Here is a 17368-nt window from a genome sequence, read left to right as displayed (position 1 = left end):
TATGGTGCATCCAGGAGGATTCGAACCTCCGACCGCTCGGTTCGTAGCCGAGTACTCTATCCAGCTGAGCTATGGATGCAAATGGCGGTGAGGCGGGGATTCGAACCCCGGATGCAGCTTTTGACCGCATACTCCCTTAGCAGGGGAGCGCCTTCAGCCTCTCGGCCACCTCACCATACGCTTCTTTCGAATTGTGCCTAACTTGCTTTGGAGAAGCTCATCGGCACTGCGTGGCGCACATATTACTTTCTCCGACTTTTAAGTCAAACAATTTTTCCCAACTCATGCGCGTTTGCACAATTCACACTCAACATGGGCGATTTCACGGCAAAAAGAGTGTTTTATCAACAGGCAACCATAGCGAAATAGCAAACAAAGTCAGGGAGGCAGCAAAAAGATTTAATCGGAGAAGTCAGGAAAGGAACGATGATAGGCACAAAAAAGCGCAGTAGCGTCTCGCTGAGCAACGAGACGCTGCTTCGAAATCAGTAAGTCGTCTGTTGAGACTTCTCTGCCTGAATGCGCTGATAGATTTCTTCGCGGTGAACTGACACCTCTTTGGGGGCATTCACACCAATACGAACCTGGTTGCCCTTGACCCCTAGCACTGTGACCGTGACCTCATCGCCAATCATGAGGGTTTCACCAACTCGACGAGTCAGAATTAACATTCTTTGCTCCTTGAAAGATTAAAAGAGTCGGGTCTCTCAGTTTCCCCGTCATTATCCATCATATGCTGTGAAAACGTAAGTCATGTAACCCACAATAAGTGTAAGCAGACTTGGTCTCACCTCAGATAATGATAAGTTTAGCCGACCTGAAAAACTTTGTTCCCGTAATTGTAACCAAATTGTGTTAGCACAGTTTAAAAACGCCATAATCAACAATGAGTTATGGCGTTTGTAAGTGCTATTTATTTATATTCACAGTTTCGAGGCCACCCAGGCTTCTACGCTGTCTAGTGCCGCCGGCAGGGCACTGACGTCGGTCCCCCCTGCCTGCGCCATATCAGGGCGTCCGCCCCCTTTGCCGCCAACCTGCTGCGCCACGTTGCCGATCAACTCGCCGGCTTTAACCCGGTCGGTCAGATCTTTGGTCACGCCGGCAATCAGGCTCACCTTATCATCGGCCGTGGTAGCCAGCACGATAATTGCGGAACCCAGTTGATTTTTCAGATCATCAACCATGGTACGCAACATTTTTGGCTCGACGTTATCAAGCTTGCTGACCAACAGCGGGACGCCGTTAACCATTTTGGCCTTGCTGGACAATGAAGCGCTCTCCTGCGCCGCCTGCTGATCCTTCAACTGCTGCAGTTCTTTTTCCAACGCGCGAGTGCGATCGAGTACCGCACGCACTTTGTCCGTCAGGTTGTTGCTATCCCCTTTCACCAGGTGCGCAACGTCCTGCAACAAATCATTTTGCTGATGCAGGGTAGCAATCGCACCTTCGCCGGTGACGGCTTCAATACGACGAATACCCGCAGCGGTACCTGACTCGCTCAGAATGCGGAACAGACCGATGTCACCGGTACGGCTGGCATGGGTGCCGCCGCACAGTTCGGTCGAGAAGTCGCCCATGGTCAGTACGCGCACGTTATCGTCGTACTTCTCACCGAACAGCGCCATAGCGCCCTTCTCTTTGGCATCATCCAGCGCCATGACTTCGGTTTGGACCGGCAGGTTGCGACGTATCTGCTGGTTCACCAAGTCTTCTACAATGCGGATCTGCTCCGGCTTCATCGCTTCGAAATGCGAGAAATCGAAACGCAGGTATTTATCGTTAACCAACGATCCCTTCTGCGCCACATGCTCACCCAGCGTCTGACGCAGTGCAGCGTGCAGCAGGTGGGTAGCGGAGTGATTCAGACGGATGCGATTGCGGCGAACGGTATCGATCTGCGCATCAACGCGATCGTTCACTTTCAAGGAACCTTGAGACAGCTTGCCCTGATGACCGATGGCCTGGCCGTATTTCTGGGTATCGCTCACTTCAAAATCGGCGCCAGCGGCTTTCAGCACGCCTTTATCGCCAACCTGGCCACCGGATTCACCGTAGAACGGAGTTTCATCCAGTACCACTACGGCTTCTTCACCGGCGTGGATCTCATTGACCGACTGACCGTCGCGGAACAGCGCGATCACGGTTGATTGCTGCTGCTCGTGGTCATAGCCGCAGAACTGGCTGGCGCCATCAACGCGGATCATGCTGTTGTAGTCTGCGCCGAAACCACTGGACTCACGTGCACGACGACGCTGCGCTTCCATCGCCAGTTCAAAACCGGCTTCATCCACTTTCAGGCCACGTTCACGGCACACATCCGCCGTCAGATCGACCGGGAAACCGTAGGTGTCGTAAAGACGGAAGGCTGTTTCGCCATCCAGGGTATCGCCCTGCAGGTTAGCCAGTTCTTCGTCCAGCAGCGTCAAACCACGCTCCAGGGTGCGAGCAAACTGATCTTCTTCAGTTTTCAGTACCTGTTCAACCAAAGACTGTTGGCGCTTCAGTTCGTCAGCGGCCGGCCCCATCACTTCGATCAACGGAGCAACCAGCTTGTAGAAGAAGCTGTCTTTCGCGCCCAGCATATTGCCGTGGCGAACAGCGCGGCGAATGATGCGGCGCAGCACGTAACCACGGCCTTCGTTTGACGGCGTCACGCCATCGGACACCAGGAAAGCACAGGAGCGGATGTGGTCAGCGATAACGCGCAAAGATTTGTTATTCAAATCTGCCGCGCCTGTCACCTTGGCCACTGCAGCGATCAGCGTGCTGAACAAGTCGATTTCATAGTTGGAGTTCACGTGTTGCAGGACTGCCGCAATACGCTCCAGACCCATACCGGTATCTACCGAAGGTTTTGGCAGCGGCAGCATGGTGCCGTCGGATTGACGGTTGAACTGCATGAAAACGATGTTCCAGATCTCAATGTAACGATCGCCGTCTTCTTCCGGACTGCCCGGAGGGCCACCCCAGATATGATCGCCATGATCGTAGAAAATCTCGGTGCACGGACCGCACGGACCGGTATCGCCCATCTGCCAGAAGTTGTCAGAGGCAAAAGCCGCGCCTTTATTGTCGCCAATACGGATAATGCGCTCTGCCGGCACACCAATCTGCTTCTGCCAGATGTCGAAAGCTTCGTCATCGGTTTCATAGACGGTCACCCACAGCCTTTCTTTAGGCAGGTTAAACCAGTTTTCACCGGTCAACAGTTCCCAGGCGAAGCTGATAGCGTCATGTTTGAAATAGTCGCCGAAACTGAAGTTGCCCAGCATTTCGAAGAAGGTATGGTGACGTGCGGTATAACCGACGTTCTCCAGATCGTTATGCTTACCGCCTGCACGTACGCAACGTTGTGAGGTGGTGGCTCGGGAATAGGCGCGCTTGTCCAGCCCCAGGAAAACATCTTTAAATTGGTTCATGCCGGCATTGGTAAACAGCAATGTCGGATCATTGTTAGGCACCAGGGAGCTGCTTGCTACAACCTGGTGGCCCTTACTATGAAAGAAATCGAGAAACGCTTGACGGATCTCAGCGGTGCTCTTGCTCATAATTTTCCCGGAAAGGCTAGAATAACGACACGTGAGCAAGATACGCGACATCCTGACGATGGCATCTAACTCACGAACAAAAAGTGGGGATAAGATAAATTTTCTTCAAGGGGAAGTAAAACCCCGTGTGCGTTCATTGCGCAAAATCACGGTAAATTGACTGAATTTCTTCCTGGAAGAAGCCACGATAGAGCAGATAACGCTGAACTTTGGCTTTCTCTTTCCAGTCAGTTGGCAGTTTGTCGCCAAATTTACGCTGCGCAACCTGTTTAGCCTGCTCACACCAGTCGATATCACAGTCTGCCAGGGCAGTTTGCGTCAGCTCTTTGTCTACGCCCTTTTGCATCAGTTCCGAGCGGATACGCTGCGCACCGTAACCTTTACGGCTGCGGCTACCAATATAGCTGCGGGCAAAGCGTTGATCGTCCAACCAATTATGCTGATAGCAATAGGCAATCACCTGTTCGATAACGGCAGGATCAATCGGTTCTTCGGAAGACGGAGCAGGTGTGGAGGAGGTAGGCGTTTTGGTGCCAAATCTGGCTTTCGCCATAAATGGCTGCGCCGCAAGCTTGCGGCGCAGTTCAGCTTCACTATGATCGCGTTGCGACAGCAGGCGCATGGCGCGGCTTAGCAAGTCATTCATTATTCAAGCCTGATGTAGTCGACGCCCGTAAACCCATAACGGCATTCACAGGCGTCAGCAGCGATTAAAACTCTTCGCTGGTTTCAGCTTCGTCATCGAAGCCTTCGTCAGTTGCCGCAACCAGTTCACCGTTGCTGTGCAGCAGCAGGTCACGCAGTTTCTTGTCCAACTCAGCGGCAACCGCCGGGTTTTCTTTCAGGAAGTTACAGGCATTTGCCTTACCCTGACCGATTTTATCGCCGTTGTAGCTGTACCAGGCACCGGCTTTCTCGATCATCTTGTGCTTCACGCCCAGATCGACCAGTTCGCCGCGGCTGTTGATACCTTCGCCGTACAGGATTTGGAATTCGGCCTGTTTGAACGGCGCAGCAATTTTGTTTTTGACGACTTTCACGCGGGTTTCACTGCCGACGACTTCATCGCCTTCTTTCACCGCGCCGATACGGCGGATATCCAGACGGACTGATGCGTAGAACTTCAGTGCGTTACCGCCAGTGGTGGTTTCGGGGTTACCGAACATCACACCGATTTTCATACGGATCTGGTTGATGAAGATCAGCAGGGTGTTGGCGTTTTTCAGGTTACCGGCCAGCTTACGCATCGCCTGGCTCATCATACGTGCCGCCAGCCCCATGTGTGAGTCACCGATTTCACCTTCGATTTCCGCTTTCGGCGTCAAGGCCGCCACGGAGTCAACGATAATCACGTCAACCGCGCCAGAACGAGTTAAGGCATCACAGATTTCCAACGCCTGCTCACCGGTGTCCGGCTGAGAACACAGCAGGTTGTCGATATCAACACCCAGCTTCTTCGCATAAATCGGATCCAGCGCGTGCTCTGCATCGATAAAGGCACAGGTTTTACCTTCGCGCTGCGCCGCAGCGATAACCTGCAGCGTCAGGGTGGTTTTACCGGAAGACTCCGGACCATAAATTTCAACGATACGGCCCATTGGCAGGCCGCCTGCACCCAGTGCGATATCAAGTGACAGCGAGCCGGTAGAGATCGTTTCTACGTCCATAGAACGGTCTTCACCCAGACGCATGATGGAGCCTTTGCCGAACTGTTTCTCAATCTGGCCCAGTGCCGCAGCTAGCGCCTTTTGCTTGTTCTCATCAATAGCCATTGTTGCTCCTTCGTTACGCAATGTCGGTGTTACCCCACACTGCCACTGAATGTATGTTGTGCAGGAAATGTCACTAATTATACTGTATGGTCATACAGTATCAAGCCTAATTTCACAAAAATTCGTCAAGGGCGGTTTGCAGCGCGAAAATTGTCGCCTGAAGCCGCACTGCATCACGATCGCCGGAAAATTGCATCTTTTGCGCCAGCACGCGTCCTGAGGATTCGGCAAAACCAAACCAGACCGTACCCACCGGTTTTTCCACGCTGCCACCGTCCGGCCCGGCAATGCCGCTAACCGACAGCGCCAGGTTGGCCCGAGCCGCGTGCAGAGCCCCCTGAGCCATCTCGCGCACCACCTCTTCGCTTACGGCGCCATGGGCATTCAGGGTCGCTTCCGCCACGCCTAGAAGCTCATGCTTCGCCGTATTGCTGTAGGTGACAAAACCACGATCGAAATAAGCGGAACTGCCGGCAATATCGGTGATGGCCTTGGCGATAGCCCCCCCGGTGCAAGATTCTGCACAGGTGATCCACTGGCCATTAGCCTTCAGTTTTTCCCCTACTGCAACGCTGAGTTTACGCAGTTGCTGTTCACTCATAACCTCTCCTTAGCGAATCAGGTATATGCGCCCGATAGTAGCATTTATCAAGCTTATCTGACGCGGCGATGACAGAAATGCGCGACGCTTCGCAGGCGATGCGGTGTTAAGCCTTAACCCAAACTGCTAGTATCGAATGTAACGTTCGGGTTAATGAGCGGCGTTTTCTCACGAGGGATCTCACAGGGTTGTTTTTGCCGCCGGCATGGCCAGCCCATGGCAAACCAGGATAAAAGATTAGGATGATAGAGTGAAAAAAACGTTAGGCGTCTTCTTTCCGTTGTATACCACCACCCTGCTGATGCTGCTGGGTTCAGGGTTACTCACCACCTACATCTCCCTGCGTTTAACGTCTATTCACGTGACCGGCGCGTTGATCGGCGCGATTATTGCCGCCAACTACATCGGTTTGGTGATCGGTGGCAAGGTCGGCCATTTTCTGATTGCTCGTGTCGGCCATATCCGCGCTTACGTTTCCTGCGCCGGCATTATTACCGCGGCGGTGCTGGGACATGGCCTGACGGAATACATCCCCGTGTGGGTGGTGCTGCGGCTGATTATCGGCCTGTGCATGATGTGTCAGTTCATGGTGCTGGAAAGCTGGCTTAACGATCAGTCGGAATCCAATCAGCGCGGGATGGTGTTCGGCTTCTATATGGCGGCTACCTATTTGGGCATGTCGTTAGGCCAGGTGGTGCTGATGCTGCAGGCCAACCTCGGTATTACCACTTTGCTGGTGATCGCCCTGTGCTTTGCGCTCTGCCTGGTGCCTATCGCCCTGACTACCCGCACCAATGCACGCCATATGTCACCGGCACCGATGGAGCTACGCTATTTTATCGGCGCCATCCCCAAGGTGCTGGCGACCACGCTGGTCATCGGCATGGTAGTGGGATCTTTCTACGGGCTGGCCCCGGTCTATGCCAGCATGCAGGCGCTAACCACCCAGCAGACCGGCTTGTTTATGGCGATATCGATCTTCGCCGGGCTGGTGGCGCAATTCCCGCTTAGCTGGCTGTCGGATCGCTATAACCGTACGCTGTTGATGCGCATCAACGCCATTTTATTGATCGTAGCCGCGCTGCCGTTGGCATTGGTACCGCACATTGATTTCCCAGTGCTATTGGTGGTGGGCTTTATCGTCAGCATGCTGCAGTTCACGCTCTATCCCTTGGTGGTTGCCCTGGCAAACGATTTGATAGAGCCGGAGCGGCGCGTCTCGTTAGCCGCCTGTTTGCTGATGGCCTTCGGCGTGGGCGCCAGTGTCGGCCCCCTGGCGGTCGGCGCGCTGATAGAGCCGCTGGGTGGGAATACGCTGTATGCCTTCTTTGCACTGTGTGGTGTGCTGCTGGTGGCCTTCAGCCGGACGGTAAAACAAGACGAATCGCAGTTTGTTCAAGATGCGCCATTACCGCACATTCCCCTGCCGGACAGCCTGACCAGTTCGCCGCTCTCTCCGGCGCTGAACCCAACCTTTGATGAACAGATTATCCACGACACCATGCCGCCACCGGAGGCGGCTCCCGATCCGATAGAGCCGCAGGCCAGCGATGCGTCGGGCCAGGAAGAAGCGGAGCCCCCTGTTCCGCAGGGAGCCGATCCTGATGAAGATACCGGATTGAAAAAGGCCCACTCCATGCTTTAAGCGGCCATCGCTGTATACGATGGGCTGCTACAGATCGAGGAAAGATCCCAGACGGTAACCGCGTTCCGCGATGGCGTTTTTCATGCCTGGCGAAGTCAGAACGTCCACTTCGGCAAGCCGCGGGTAGCAATATTTACTCGCCAAAATAGTGTTATCCAGGAACGCCGGGTGGCACATCATCTCCACCGACTTGGCACCACGTTGATCGGCACGATCGAGCACCTGTAAAAACAGCGTTTCGGATATCGATTCGCCATAGAAACCCGCATCAAACCACTCGGTACTGCGGTCATAACGCAATGGGATATCTTGCCGTTCAACCTCCTGACGCCCAATACGCAGCGGGATGGCACGGGACTGAGCAAATGCCTCGACCAGCGGGTAAATCTGCGGCAGCATATGCACGTGATGATGGCTGTCGATATGCGTCGGCGCTTTGCCAAACACCGCCATGAACCTGTCGTATTGGCTCACCAACTCATCGTGGATTTCGTCCATGCTCAGCAGCCCAGACTCTGCCCTTTCCCATAACCACTTGCCCAGCTCTCCGCGTTCGTTAACCAGCGAAGGCATGGCCGTCAATGGATGCCCGTGAGTCAGCACAAAATGCAGGCCGATCTTCAGCCCAGGATAAAGCCGGCTGAGGCTGGCGGCATGCTGTACGTCCGGGCTATTCACCATTGCCGTGGTTGAAGTGACCACCCCATAGTGAAACGCCTCAATCACCCCATAGTTCTGTCCCTTGCTCAGACCAAAATCGTCGGCATTCACTATCAGTAACTTTTCCATTTTGGCATCCATTTAACAAATTTTTGGCAAGGGAATACCGTCCGTCAGGTACGGCAATTCCCCTTCGCTTAAGCAAAGAAATTTATTTCATCAGGCTATTGGCGGCCTGAAAGGCATTCGGAATATCGGCGTTAATGCTTATCGGGAGCGGCCCTAAACAGGGCCGTAGAACTTTTTTCGGTAATTACCCGGCGTCACTTCGGTGAGTCTCTTAAAGTTTTTAATAAACAGGCTCACGTCGCCATAGCCAGAGTCGAAGGCAATATCCGAAACCGAATAGTTGGTGACTTCAAGCTGTGTTTTGGCAAAGTTGATGCGGATTTCATTGATCACCTGCATTGGCGTTTTATGGTAATAGCGTCGCATCGCCCGGGTCAGGTACTCCTGCGTTTTTCCCGACAACTCCACCATATTGAGCAGCGCCTTTTCACCAAACATGGCTTTATCATGCATGCCGGCCAGGGTGTTTTTCAGCCACTGCGGGATATCGTCCCCCTCGCCGCTCTCTTCCTTATAGTGACGAATGCGGCTGATGATATAAAAGGTCAGCGTTTCCAGGAATTCGGCAAAATCATCCTCGCGAAACTGGGGGGAACCCACCACCGACTCGATATAAGCCAGGAATTCATTCTTCAGGCTATAGGCCTGGGAGGCGACAAAACAGCGTGGCAACTGCTGCAAATAGTTCTCTTCGAAGAACACCTTGCCAACCGCCACGTTGAAGATTTTCGCAGCGCCGAACTCATAAAAGCTCTGATGGCGCGAACCAATGGGGATGAAGACAAAATCGCCCCGTTCCAGCAGCACGCGCTTGCCGTTGATCTCCTGATAACATTTGCCGCTCAGGACGATGGTGAACTCATAGTAGTCATGCTGATGCAGCCCAGTGGCGCTTTCCACCTTGTTATAAATGAACAAATGAAAATCTTTGCAGTTAAAGAAATCCTGCTCCCGAATCAGCTTAACGTCGTTCGCATTCAGCGAAACCAGGTTCTCAGACATCGCATGCGCTCCCGTTAATCAAAGCCGTTCTGCCGGGCCGTCTCGGCAAACCAATAGCCACTCTTCTTCAACGTGCGCTGTTGGCTCTCCCGCTCCAGCCGAACTAACCCGTAGCGATTCTTGTAGGCATTAAGCCAGGACCAGCAGTCGATAAAGGTCCACAAATGATAGCCTTTGCAGTTGGAACCCTCCGACAGCGCCTGATGCAGCCATTTCAGATGATCGCGGATAAAGTCGATTCGATAATCATCCTCCACCCGTCCACTAGGGCCGATAAATGCCTCTTCACCCTCTACGCCCATGCCGTTTTCTGAAATATAGCAGGGAATGTTGCCGTAGTTTTCCTTCAGATCCATCAGGATGTCATACAGCCCTTTTTCATAGATTTCCCAGCCCCGATGCGGATTGATCTTGCGGCCAGGCATGTCGTAATAGCTGAACAGATCTTCCGGCATCGTCACGGGTGCGTCGGCCCGGTAGCCTTCTTTCGCTTTAACCCTGCGCGGTTGATAGTAATTGACGCCCAGAATATCCACCACGCCGTCGGCAATCAGCTGTGCGTCCTCCGGTGCCGTTTGTGGCAACAAATCATTGGCGCGCAGTAAATCAACCAAATCTTGCGGATAACGCCCTTTGGTCACAGGATCAAGGAAGCTTTTGTTCAGCAACAGATCCGCATGATGGGCGGCCACGCCATCTTCCTGGCTGTTCGAACGCGGATAGGTCGGGCTCAGGTTCAAAATAATGCCTATCGCGCCTTGGTGGCCCAACGCCCTGAACTCCTTCACCGCTTTGGCATGGGCCAGCACGCTGTGGTAAGCCACCGCGACTGCCCTTTTAAAATCAACCACGCAAGGATAGTGCAGGTCGTTCAGATAGCCCGCTTCGACCGGCACAATCGGCTCGTTAAAAGTAAACCAATGAGTGACCCGATCGCCGAACAGGCTGAAACAGGTTTTGGCATAGCGGGCATAGGCTTCCACCACCGCCCGGCTTTCCCAGCCGCCTTTTCGCTGCATGCACATCGGCATGTCGAAATGGTAAAGGTTGATAAATGGCGTAATGCCCTCAGCCAGCAGGCCATCGATAAGCGCGTTATAGAAAGCGACGGCTTTCGGGTTCAGCTCGCCCTCCCCGTCCGGGATCAGCCGTGACCAGGAAATAGAGGTTCTGAAGGTATTATGCCCAAGCTTTTTTAACAGCAGGATGTCTTGCTGGAAACGGTCATAAAAGGTGGATGCCTCGGACGGACCGACCTGATGATGAAAGCGTTCTGGCGCAATGTCATACCAGTAATCGAAGATGTTCTGACTTTTGCCATCCCGTGCAGAGGCCCCTTCCGACTGCGGCGCAGAGGTCGCACTTCCCCACCAGAAATCGTCAGCAAATTGATATTTCATCCAAACGCCCCTAAAACCGGGGCAGCAAAGGCTGCCCCAGACTGACAGTTAGAATTTCAGCGCCTTGGCGATGTCTTCTTCGCTTTCGGTAGCCTGATCGATCTGGCTCTGCGCCTTGTTGGATATCATCACAAACGGCAGGTAAATCAAGGTCGCCACGCCCAGGTTGAAGAAGCTCAGCAACATGGCGACGATACTGCCGTTGGTGTTGAAGAACGCCCCCAGGCCTACCGGCATGGTCCAGGGCGCAATGTTGGTGATAGGCGGGATCATTCCGGTGTAATAGGCCACCGTGGTGATGATCGTCAATACCGGTTGAACCAGAATGAACGGGATAAACATCACCGGGTTCATGATCACCGGCAGGCCGAACAGGATAGGTTCGTTAATCTGGAAGATGCCCGACGGGGTAGCCAGCTTGGCGACCTGGCGATAGTCTTCACGGCGCGAGGCGATAAAGATGGCGATAATCAGCCCCAGCGTAGACCCGGTCCCGCCCAGATAGATATAAGAGTCGACGAAAGGTTTCGCCCACATATGGAACTCTTTGCCGGCGGCAACGGCGGCTTCGACCGAACCATACTTGTTGTAAAGCTCTACGTTTTCCAACGCGAATGGCGTCATGATGCCGCTGTCCAGCGCGGCCAGCGCCATCGAGCCATGCACCCCGAAGAACCACAGCAGCGAGGAGAACATCACATACACCCAGCCGACCACGCTGCCCATTTTCGCCAGCGGAGCCGAGATGCTGTCCATGATGATTTGGTGGAAGTTGGTTCCCCACAGCGTCAGACAATAGGCAATCACGCCCATGATCGACAGGATCAGGAACCCGGGGATCAGTGCGGAGAACGAGCGAGACACGGAAGAAGGTACGCTGTCGGGCAGGCTGATGACCCAGTTGCGGCGCACCACAAAGGTAAACATCTCCGCCACCACCAGGCCGATCACCATGCCGGAAATGATGTTGGCGCCGCCAAGCCAGTTAGCACCGACGGCATAAGCCTCACCGACGCTGAACGGCGTTACCGTCATAAAGGCGGCAACCGCCAGTAGCGCGGCCGCCAGCGGGTCAACCTTACGCTCCTCCGCTAAAGCCATGCTGATAAAGAAGGGCGTCATCAGGGACATAATCCCCAGGGTGCCGTTATAAACGCTGCCACCGATGGTCTTCAGGCTGTTTAGCGTTTCAATGGTGGACGCATCCAGCCGTACCCCCAATGAAAAGAAGAACGAGCCTTCGCCGAAACTGAGGAATACGTTGTTGATCAGAACGAACATCGCCCCGGTCAACGTCAGCGGCATTAATCGAATGAACCCGTTTTTGATGGCATTAACATGGGGCTGTTTACCAATTTTCACGGCAAAGGGCAGTATGACCTTTTCCAACGAGGCAATTAACGTATTCACGGCAGACCCCTTTATTGGTTAGCTTTTTTTATGGTGGCGACCGCGGCCTTCAACACCCCAAGGCCATCAAGCTTGCCGTATAAAGCGGAATCGATCACTTCGACGGGCTTATTGGGCAGCTGTTTTTGTACTTCGGCTAACGTATAGGCAATCTGTGGCCCCAGCAGGATCAAATCTGCCTCTGCGCCCTTTTCCGCTGCCAGCGCTTCGGGATAAGCGGCAATGATCACTGGCACTTCGTACTTCTCGGCCTGCGCCTTCATTTTTGAGACCAGCAGAGAAGTCGACATACCGGCAGAACAAAACAGATAGATTTTTTTCTTTTCCATACCCAATCCCTCAAGATAATCAAAAAAGCCCCGTGTCATTTGTTTGCCAGATGCAATAGCGATTGCCTCGCGCACATTCCTTATGAAAATTTCCGTTGCTCTGCCCTGGTTGCGAACAGTATACGGAGGCATCGGAGCGGACCGGTAAGCCATCGGCGTAAAGAACCGTCTCTCCTTGACCTTCCAGATTGACCCTCTTCACATTTTGCATAAAAAATTAGTGTGACCGGGCTCACAAATAACCTTAAATTACCGAATTAATTCATCTAAAATAAACAAATACCAATTATAAACAATACGTTATAAACATGCAGGGTATTTATGGATTATTCTTCTCGCGGGATCGTGCAACGGGGGATAAGTGAGCACAGAATAGTTCGCCCTTGATTAGAACTGGTCATCAAGGGAAGGCGTCGAGACCGAAGGAAAAACGGATGGGAATGGGGTGATTTCTGAGCAGATACGCTTGGTTTTTAGAGCCAGAACGGGGATTGTAACGCCTTTCGTTCATTACAACCCCAGTTTGCGTAAAGCTCCCCATTTTTACCTGTGACAGCGGATTGCCCGCTGGGCTAGTATAGCGTCGGTATAAAAGCTTATTGATCCCCATCGTCGGTAGCCGCAGCGCCCTCCGTTCCGTTTGGGACTGGTTTGATCAATGGCTTTACCTCGCCCTGCGACCGCCTGCAGGCGTGATTTTTGTAACACGGCGTGATACCTAATGATGAAAAACAACGTCAAAACTCATTTCAAATTCAATGGATTGGAAACAGTAATCTTATGAATAGCACCGACAAGCTCGATTCACACACGCCGATGATGCAGCAGTACCTGCGCCTCAAGGCTCAGCATCCCGAGATCCTGCTGTTCTACCGCATGGGCGACTTTTACGAGCTGTTCTATGATGATGCCAAACGCGCGTCCCAACTGCTGGATATCTCGCTGACCAAACGCGGTGCCTCAGCAGGGGAGCCTATTCCCATGGCCGGCGTTCCCCATCATGCGGTGGAAAACTATTTAGCCAAACTGGTGCAGCTTGGCGAATCCGTTGCCCTGTGCGAACAAATCGGCGATCCGGCCACCAGTAAAGGCCCGGTTGAGCGCAAAGTGGTGCGTATTGTCACGCCTGGCACCATCACCGACGAAGCCTTGCTACAGGAGCGTCAGGACAACCTGCTGGCCGCCATCTGGCAAGACGCACGTGGCTTTGGTTACGCGACGCTGGATATCAGCTCCGGCCGTTTCCGCGTTGCCGAACCAGCAGATATTGAGACCATGGCGGCCGAGCTGCAACGCACCAACCCCGCCGAACTGCTTTATCCCGAAACCTTTGAACAGATGTCGCTGATTGAACAGCGCCATGGTCTGCGTCGTCGCCCGCTGTGGGAATTCGAACCGGAGACCGCCCGTCAGCAGCTTAACCTGCAGTTCGGCACTCGCGATCTTACCGGCTTCGGCGTTGAACAGGCCCATCAGGCACTGCGTGCCGCTGGCTGCCTGCTGCAGTACGTAAAAGATACCCAGCGCACCTCATTGCCGCATATCCGTGGCATCACCATGGAGCGTCAACAGGACGGTATCATCATGGACGCCGCTACCCGGCGTAACCTCGAGCTGACCCAGAGCCTGTCCGGCGGCACTGAAAACACCCTGGCGGCGATCCTCGATCACAGCGTTACGGCCATGGGCAGCCGCATGCTTAAGCGCTGGCTGCATATGCCTACTCGTGACATCAAGGTACTGAATGATCGTCAGCAAGCCATCGGTGCACTGCAGGATCTGTATGCTGAACTGCAACCTTCTTTGCGTCAGGTCGGCGATCTGGAACGTATCCTCGCCCGTCTGGCGTTGCGCAGCGCACGTCCGCGCGATCTGGCACGCATGCGTCATGCCTTCCAGCAGTTACCGGATATCCATGCGCTGTTAAAAGGCGTAAATACTCCGCATGTGCAGCACCTGCTGTCCCAGGTGGGTCAGTTTGATGAACTGCAGGACTTGCTGGAACGCGCCGTGGTGGAAGCCCCGCCGGTGCTGGTTCGCGACGGTGGCGTTATCGCTCCCGGCTACAACAGTGAGCTGGACGAATGGCGGGCCTTGGCCGATGGTGCCAGCGACTATCTCGACCGTCTCGAGATCCGCGAGCGCGAAAAACTGGGGCTGGATACGCTGAAGGTCGGTTTCAATGGTGTTCATGGCTATTACATTCAGGTCAGTCGCGGGCAAAGCCACCTGGTACCGATCCATTACGTACGCCGTCAGACGCTGAAAAACGCCGAACGCTACATCATTCCCGAATTGAAAGAGTACGAAGACAAGGTGCTGACCTCTAAAGGGAAAGCGCTGGCCATCGAGAAAGGTCTGTACGAAGAGCTGTTCGATTTGCTGTTGCCGCATCTGGGTGAATTGCAACAAAGCGCGGCGGCATTGGCGGAACTGGACGTGCTGGCCAACCTGGCTGAACGCGCCGAAACGCTGAACTACGCCTGCCCGACCATGAGCGAGCAGCCTGGCGTGCGCATCACCGAGGGTCGCCACCCGGTGGTGGAGCAGGTGTTGAGCGAACCCTTTATTTCCAACCCGCTGTCACTGTCGCCCCAACGCCGAATGTTGATCATCACCGGCCCTAACATGGGCGGTAAAAGCACCTATATGCGCCAAACGGCGCTGATCGTACTGATGGCCCATATCGGCAGCTACGTGCCGGCAAGCAAGGCGGTCATTGGCCCGGTCGATCGCATATTTACCCGCGTAGGTGCAGCGGACGATCTGGCCTCCGGCCGCTCCACCTTTATGGTGGAGATGACAGAAACCGCCAATATCCTGCATAACGCCACCGAACACAGCCTGGTGCTGATGGACGAGATTGGCCGCGGCACCTCGACCTATGACGGTTTATCCCTGGCCTGGGCCTGCGCCGAAAATCTGGCCAGCCGCATCAAGGCCATGACCTTGTTCGCCACCCATTACTTTGAGCTGACCACCCTGCCGGAAAAAATGGAAGGCGTGGTTAACGTGCATTTGGATGCGCTTGAGCACGGTGACACCATTGCCTTTATGCACAGCGTGCAGGACGGTGCCGCCAGCAAAAGTTACGGGCTGGCGGTTGCCGCACTGGCCGGGGTGCCACGTGAAGTGATCAAACGCGCGCGCCAGAAATTGCGTGAACTGGAAGCCATCTCCAACCACACCGCCAGCGGTACCGTTGACGCCACCCAAATGACGCTGCTGAACGAGGAAACCTCTCCGGCGGTTGAAGCGCTTGAGGCCCTGGATCCGGATTCACTGTCTCCGCGCCAGGCGCTGGAATGGATTTACCGCCTGAAGAATATGGTCTAACTCGACGCATAAACGGCAAACGGTGAGCATCACGCTCACCGTTTTTATTTAATAAGGTTTATCGTTATTGTTACACAATGAAAGTAACAATGTTTCATATCCTCTTTTTGATTCGCCATGACTATTAGCCAATGTGTATTAATTAAAATAATCAATTGGACGTGATGCAAGTCGAAGCGAATAATTAGGTCTCAATATATCCAGTCAGTTGATAATGTGGGATCGCCCACTGCTACTGCATTGGAGACAGCACAACCTTTCCTACGGTGCTCTGCACCACCACGCTGTTATTAAAATTCTTTTAAAACAGTACCGCTATAGCTGCATGTATTTAAATCAATAAAGCATTCTCACATTCACAATACCCATTGTAATACTCACGTCAGTAACTTCATTTAATACAAACACCTATCCATCCTGTAGGAGTCATTTTATGAAACCTAAGCTTTTTGCTATACTTTTTTCCATTCCGTTCATTTCCCTGACAAGCACCGGTGCCTTAGCTGCGGACTCTCCCGATTATGCTGCCCTTGTGCAATCGGCTTATCAGAAATTTAAAAATGATAATCGTGGTAAGGTGGCCGATTATATTCCTGCATTGGCGGCTTACAGTGATAAGAATTACGCTATCGCGATTGCCACTATAGATGGAAAACTCTACACAGCCGGGGATACACAAAAAACATTTCCACTGGAATCATTAACCAAAATATTCTCTTTATCTATCGCATTAAATCAACATGGCGCAGACAAAGTACTGAATGAACTGGGCGCCAACTCAACCGGATTACCCTTTAATTCCGGCCTTGCCATCGAACTGCGTCCAGAGCGTCCGCAGAACCCATTGGTTAATGCCGGCGCCATTAGCACCGTCAGCTTTATCAATGCGAAAAATGCCAACGATCGCTGGCAGCAGATTATCGATAATATGAACGCCTACGCCGATGCTAAATTGAGCATTAATCTGGAGGTTTATCATTCCGAATCCGTGACTAACCAGCATAACCAGGCGCTGAGTCGCTTGATGATGTCTTATGGCCGCATGTACAGCAACGCAGACGAAGCGCTCGATATCTATACCAAACAGTGTTCGGTCAGTGCCACCACTGAGCAACTGGCCAAGATGGGGGCCGTATTGGCTAACGCAGGGAAATCTCCCTACACCGGCAAGCAGTTACTGCAGCAACAATACGTCCCTAACGTGCTGACAGAAATGGCGATTGCAGGTCTCTATGACGGCTCAGGCCAATGGCTATACAACGTGGGTGTCCCAGCCAAAAGCGGTGTTGGCGGCGGTATGGTCGCAGTGGTCCCAGGCCAATACGCCATTGCAGTCTACTCACCCCCCTTGGATAAAGCCGGCAATAGTGTCCGTGCACAGGAAGCAATCAGTTACGTCGCGCACGCAACCAAAGCTAACCTTTACGACTCTCACTGATCTCATTCCCGTCGTGCCTGCGCATCGGCGACTTCTAAGAATGTTCTATAGGCTGACAGAAAAAAGTTCACATTGACCCTCACCCACCAAGTCGG

Annotated in this window: 13 protein-coding genes and 2 tRNA genes; 3 read left to right on the top strand and 12 right to left on the bottom strand. The window is 53.4% G+C overall.

Annotated elements, in window-relative coordinates:
* Positions 1-2: 2 nt before the first annotated feature.
* From AC1RKG_RS16795 to pncC, 7 genes are all read right to left on the bottom strand, one after another.
* Positions 3-79 (bottom strand) — tRNA-Arg (locus tag AC1RKG_RS16795).
* Between the two features lie 3 nt (positions 80-82).
* Positions 83-175 (bottom strand) — tRNA-Ser (locus AC1RKG_RS16790).
* Between the two features lie 310 nt (positions 176-485).
* The gene (gene csrA / locus AC1RKG_RS16785; protein WP_004091602.1) at positions 486-671 is read right to left on the bottom strand and encodes a carbon storage regulator CsrA; all 186 of its coding nucleotides are present in this window, start codon (positions 669-671) and stop codon (positions 486-488) included.
* Between the two features lie 252 nt (positions 672-923).
* On the bottom strand, positions 924-3551 hold the full coding sequence (gene alaS, locus AC1RKG_RS16780) for an alanine--tRNA ligase (RefSeq protein WP_020825283.1): 2628 nt from the start codon (positions 3549-3551) through the stop codon (positions 924-926).
* Positions 3552-3684: 133 nt separating this feature from the next.
* Complete coding sequence (gene recX, locus AC1RKG_RS16775; protein ID WP_020825282.1) at positions 3685-4197, bottom strand: recombination regulator RecX; 513 nt, start codon at positions 4195-4197, stop codon at positions 3685-3687.
* A gap of 64 nt (positions 4198-4261) precedes the next feature.
* A complete protein-coding gene (gene recA / locus AC1RKG_RS16770) occupies positions 4262-5323 on the bottom strand; it encodes a recombinase RecA (RefSeq protein WP_020825281.1) in 1062 nt (353 codons plus the stop codon).
* A 112-nt stretch (positions 5324-5435) separates the two neighbouring features.
* Positions 5436-5924, bottom strand: a complete 489-nt coding sequence (gene pncC, locus AC1RKG_RS16765) for a nicotinamide-nucleotide amidase (protein ID WP_020825280.1) — start codon at positions 5922-5924, stop codon at positions 5436-5438.
* Positions 5925-6174: 250 nt separating this feature from the next.
* Between pncC and AC1RKG_RS16760 the strand changes: the two genes are divergently transcribed.
* A complete protein-coding gene (locus AC1RKG_RS16760) occupies positions 6175-7569 on the top strand; it encodes an MFS transporter (RefSeq protein WP_493183502.1) in 1395 nt (464 codons plus the stop codon).
* Positions 7570-7596: 27 nt separating this feature from the next.
* Here the strand turns inward: AC1RKG_RS16760 and chbG are convergent, their stop codons facing one another.
* The 5 genes from chbG to AC1RKG_RS16735 form a co-directional block, all read right to left on the bottom strand.
* Positions 7597-8358 carry a chitin disaccharide deacetylase gene (gene chbG / locus AC1RKG_RS16755; protein ID WP_128864982.1) on the bottom strand — a complete coding sequence of 254 codons (762 nt, stop codon included), beginning with the start codon at positions 8356-8358 and terminating at the stop codon, positions 7597-7599.
* Between the two features lie 153 nt (positions 8359-8511).
* Entirely contained in the window at positions 8512-9360 is an 849-nt protein-coding gene (chbR, locus tag AC1RKG_RS16750; RefSeq protein WP_046374478.1) for a transcriptional regulator ChbR, read from the bottom strand.
* Positions 9361-9374: 14 nt separating this feature from the next.
* The gene (locus tag AC1RKG_RS16745; RefSeq protein WP_128864983.1) at positions 9375-10760 is read right to left on the bottom strand and encodes a glycoside hydrolase family 1 protein; all 1386 of its coding nucleotides are present in this window, start codon (positions 10758-10760) and stop codon (positions 9375-9377) included.
* A gap of 48 nt (positions 10761-10808) precedes the next feature.
* Positions 10809-12170, bottom strand: a complete 1362-nt coding sequence (gene chbC / locus AC1RKG_RS16740; protein WP_020825275.1) for a PTS N,N'-diacetylchitobiose transporter subunit IIC — start codon at positions 12168-12170, stop codon at positions 10809-10811.
* Positions 12171-12181: 11 nt separating this feature from the next.
* A complete protein-coding gene (locus AC1RKG_RS16735) occupies positions 12182-12499 on the bottom strand; it encodes a PTS sugar transporter subunit IIB (RefSeq protein ID WP_020825274.1) in 318 nt (105 codons plus the stop codon).
* Positions 12500-13279: 780 nt separating this feature from the next.
* Between AC1RKG_RS16735 and mutS the strand changes: the two genes are divergently transcribed.
* Positions 13280-15835, top strand: a complete 2556-nt coding sequence (mutS, locus tag AC1RKG_RS16730) for a DNA mismatch repair protein MutS (protein ID WP_020825273.1) — start codon at positions 13280-13282, stop codon at positions 15833-15835.
* A 433-nt stretch (positions 15836-16268) separates the two neighbouring features.
* Entirely contained in the window at positions 16269-17273 is a 1005-nt protein-coding gene (gene glsA, locus AC1RKG_RS16725; protein ID WP_493183501.1) for a glutaminase A, read from the top strand.
* The last annotated feature ends 95 nt before the right edge of the window (positions 17274-17368 follow it).

This window comes from Serratia sp. GW822-FHT06D09, assembly GCF_058799515.1.
The sequence above is the reverse complement of the archived record's forward strand: the minus strand, read 5'-3'. Positions and strand labels throughout refer to the sequence as shown.

Coding starts and splice junctions, on each gene's coding strand:
- pncC (WP_020825280.1), bottom strand. CDS start 5,924: ATGAGTGAACAGCAACTGCGTAAACTCAGCGTTGCAGTAGGGGAAAAA.
- recA (WP_020825281.1), bottom strand. CDS start 5,323: ATGGCTATTGATGAGAACAAGCAAAAGGCGCTAGCTGCGGCACTGGGC.
- alaS (WP_020825283.1), bottom strand. CDS start 3,551: ATGAGCAAGAGCACCGCTGAGATCCGTCAAGCGTTTCTCGATTTCTTT.
- AC1RKG_RS16745 (WP_128864983.1), bottom strand. CDS start 10,760: ATGAAATATCAATTTGCTGACGATTTCTGGTGGGGAAGTGCGACCTCT.
- csrA (WP_004091602.1), bottom strand. CDS start 671: ATGTTAATTCTGACTCGTCGAGTTGGTGAAACCCTCATGATTGGCGAT.
- AC1RKG_RS16735 (WP_020825274.1), bottom strand. CDS start 12,499: ATGGAAAAGAAAAAAATCTATCTGTTTTGTTCTGCCGGTATGTCGACT.
- recX (WP_020825282.1), bottom strand. CDS start 4,197: ATGAATGACTTGCTAAGCCGCGCCATGCGCCTGCTGTCGCAACGCGAT.
- chbG (WP_128864982.1), bottom strand. CDS start 8,358: ATGGAAAAGTTACTGATAGTGAATGCCGACGATTTTGGTCTGAGCAAG.
- mutS (WP_020825273.1), top strand. CDS start 13,280: ATGAATAGCACCGACAAGCTCGATTCACACACGCCGATGATGCAGCAG.
- glsA (WP_493183501.1), top strand. CDS start 16,269: ATGAAACCTAAGCTTTTTGCTATACTTTTTTCCATTCCGTTCATTTCC.
- chbR (WP_046374478.1), bottom strand. CDS start 9,360: ATGTCTGAGAACCTGGTTTCGCTGAATGCGAACGACGTTAAGCTGATT.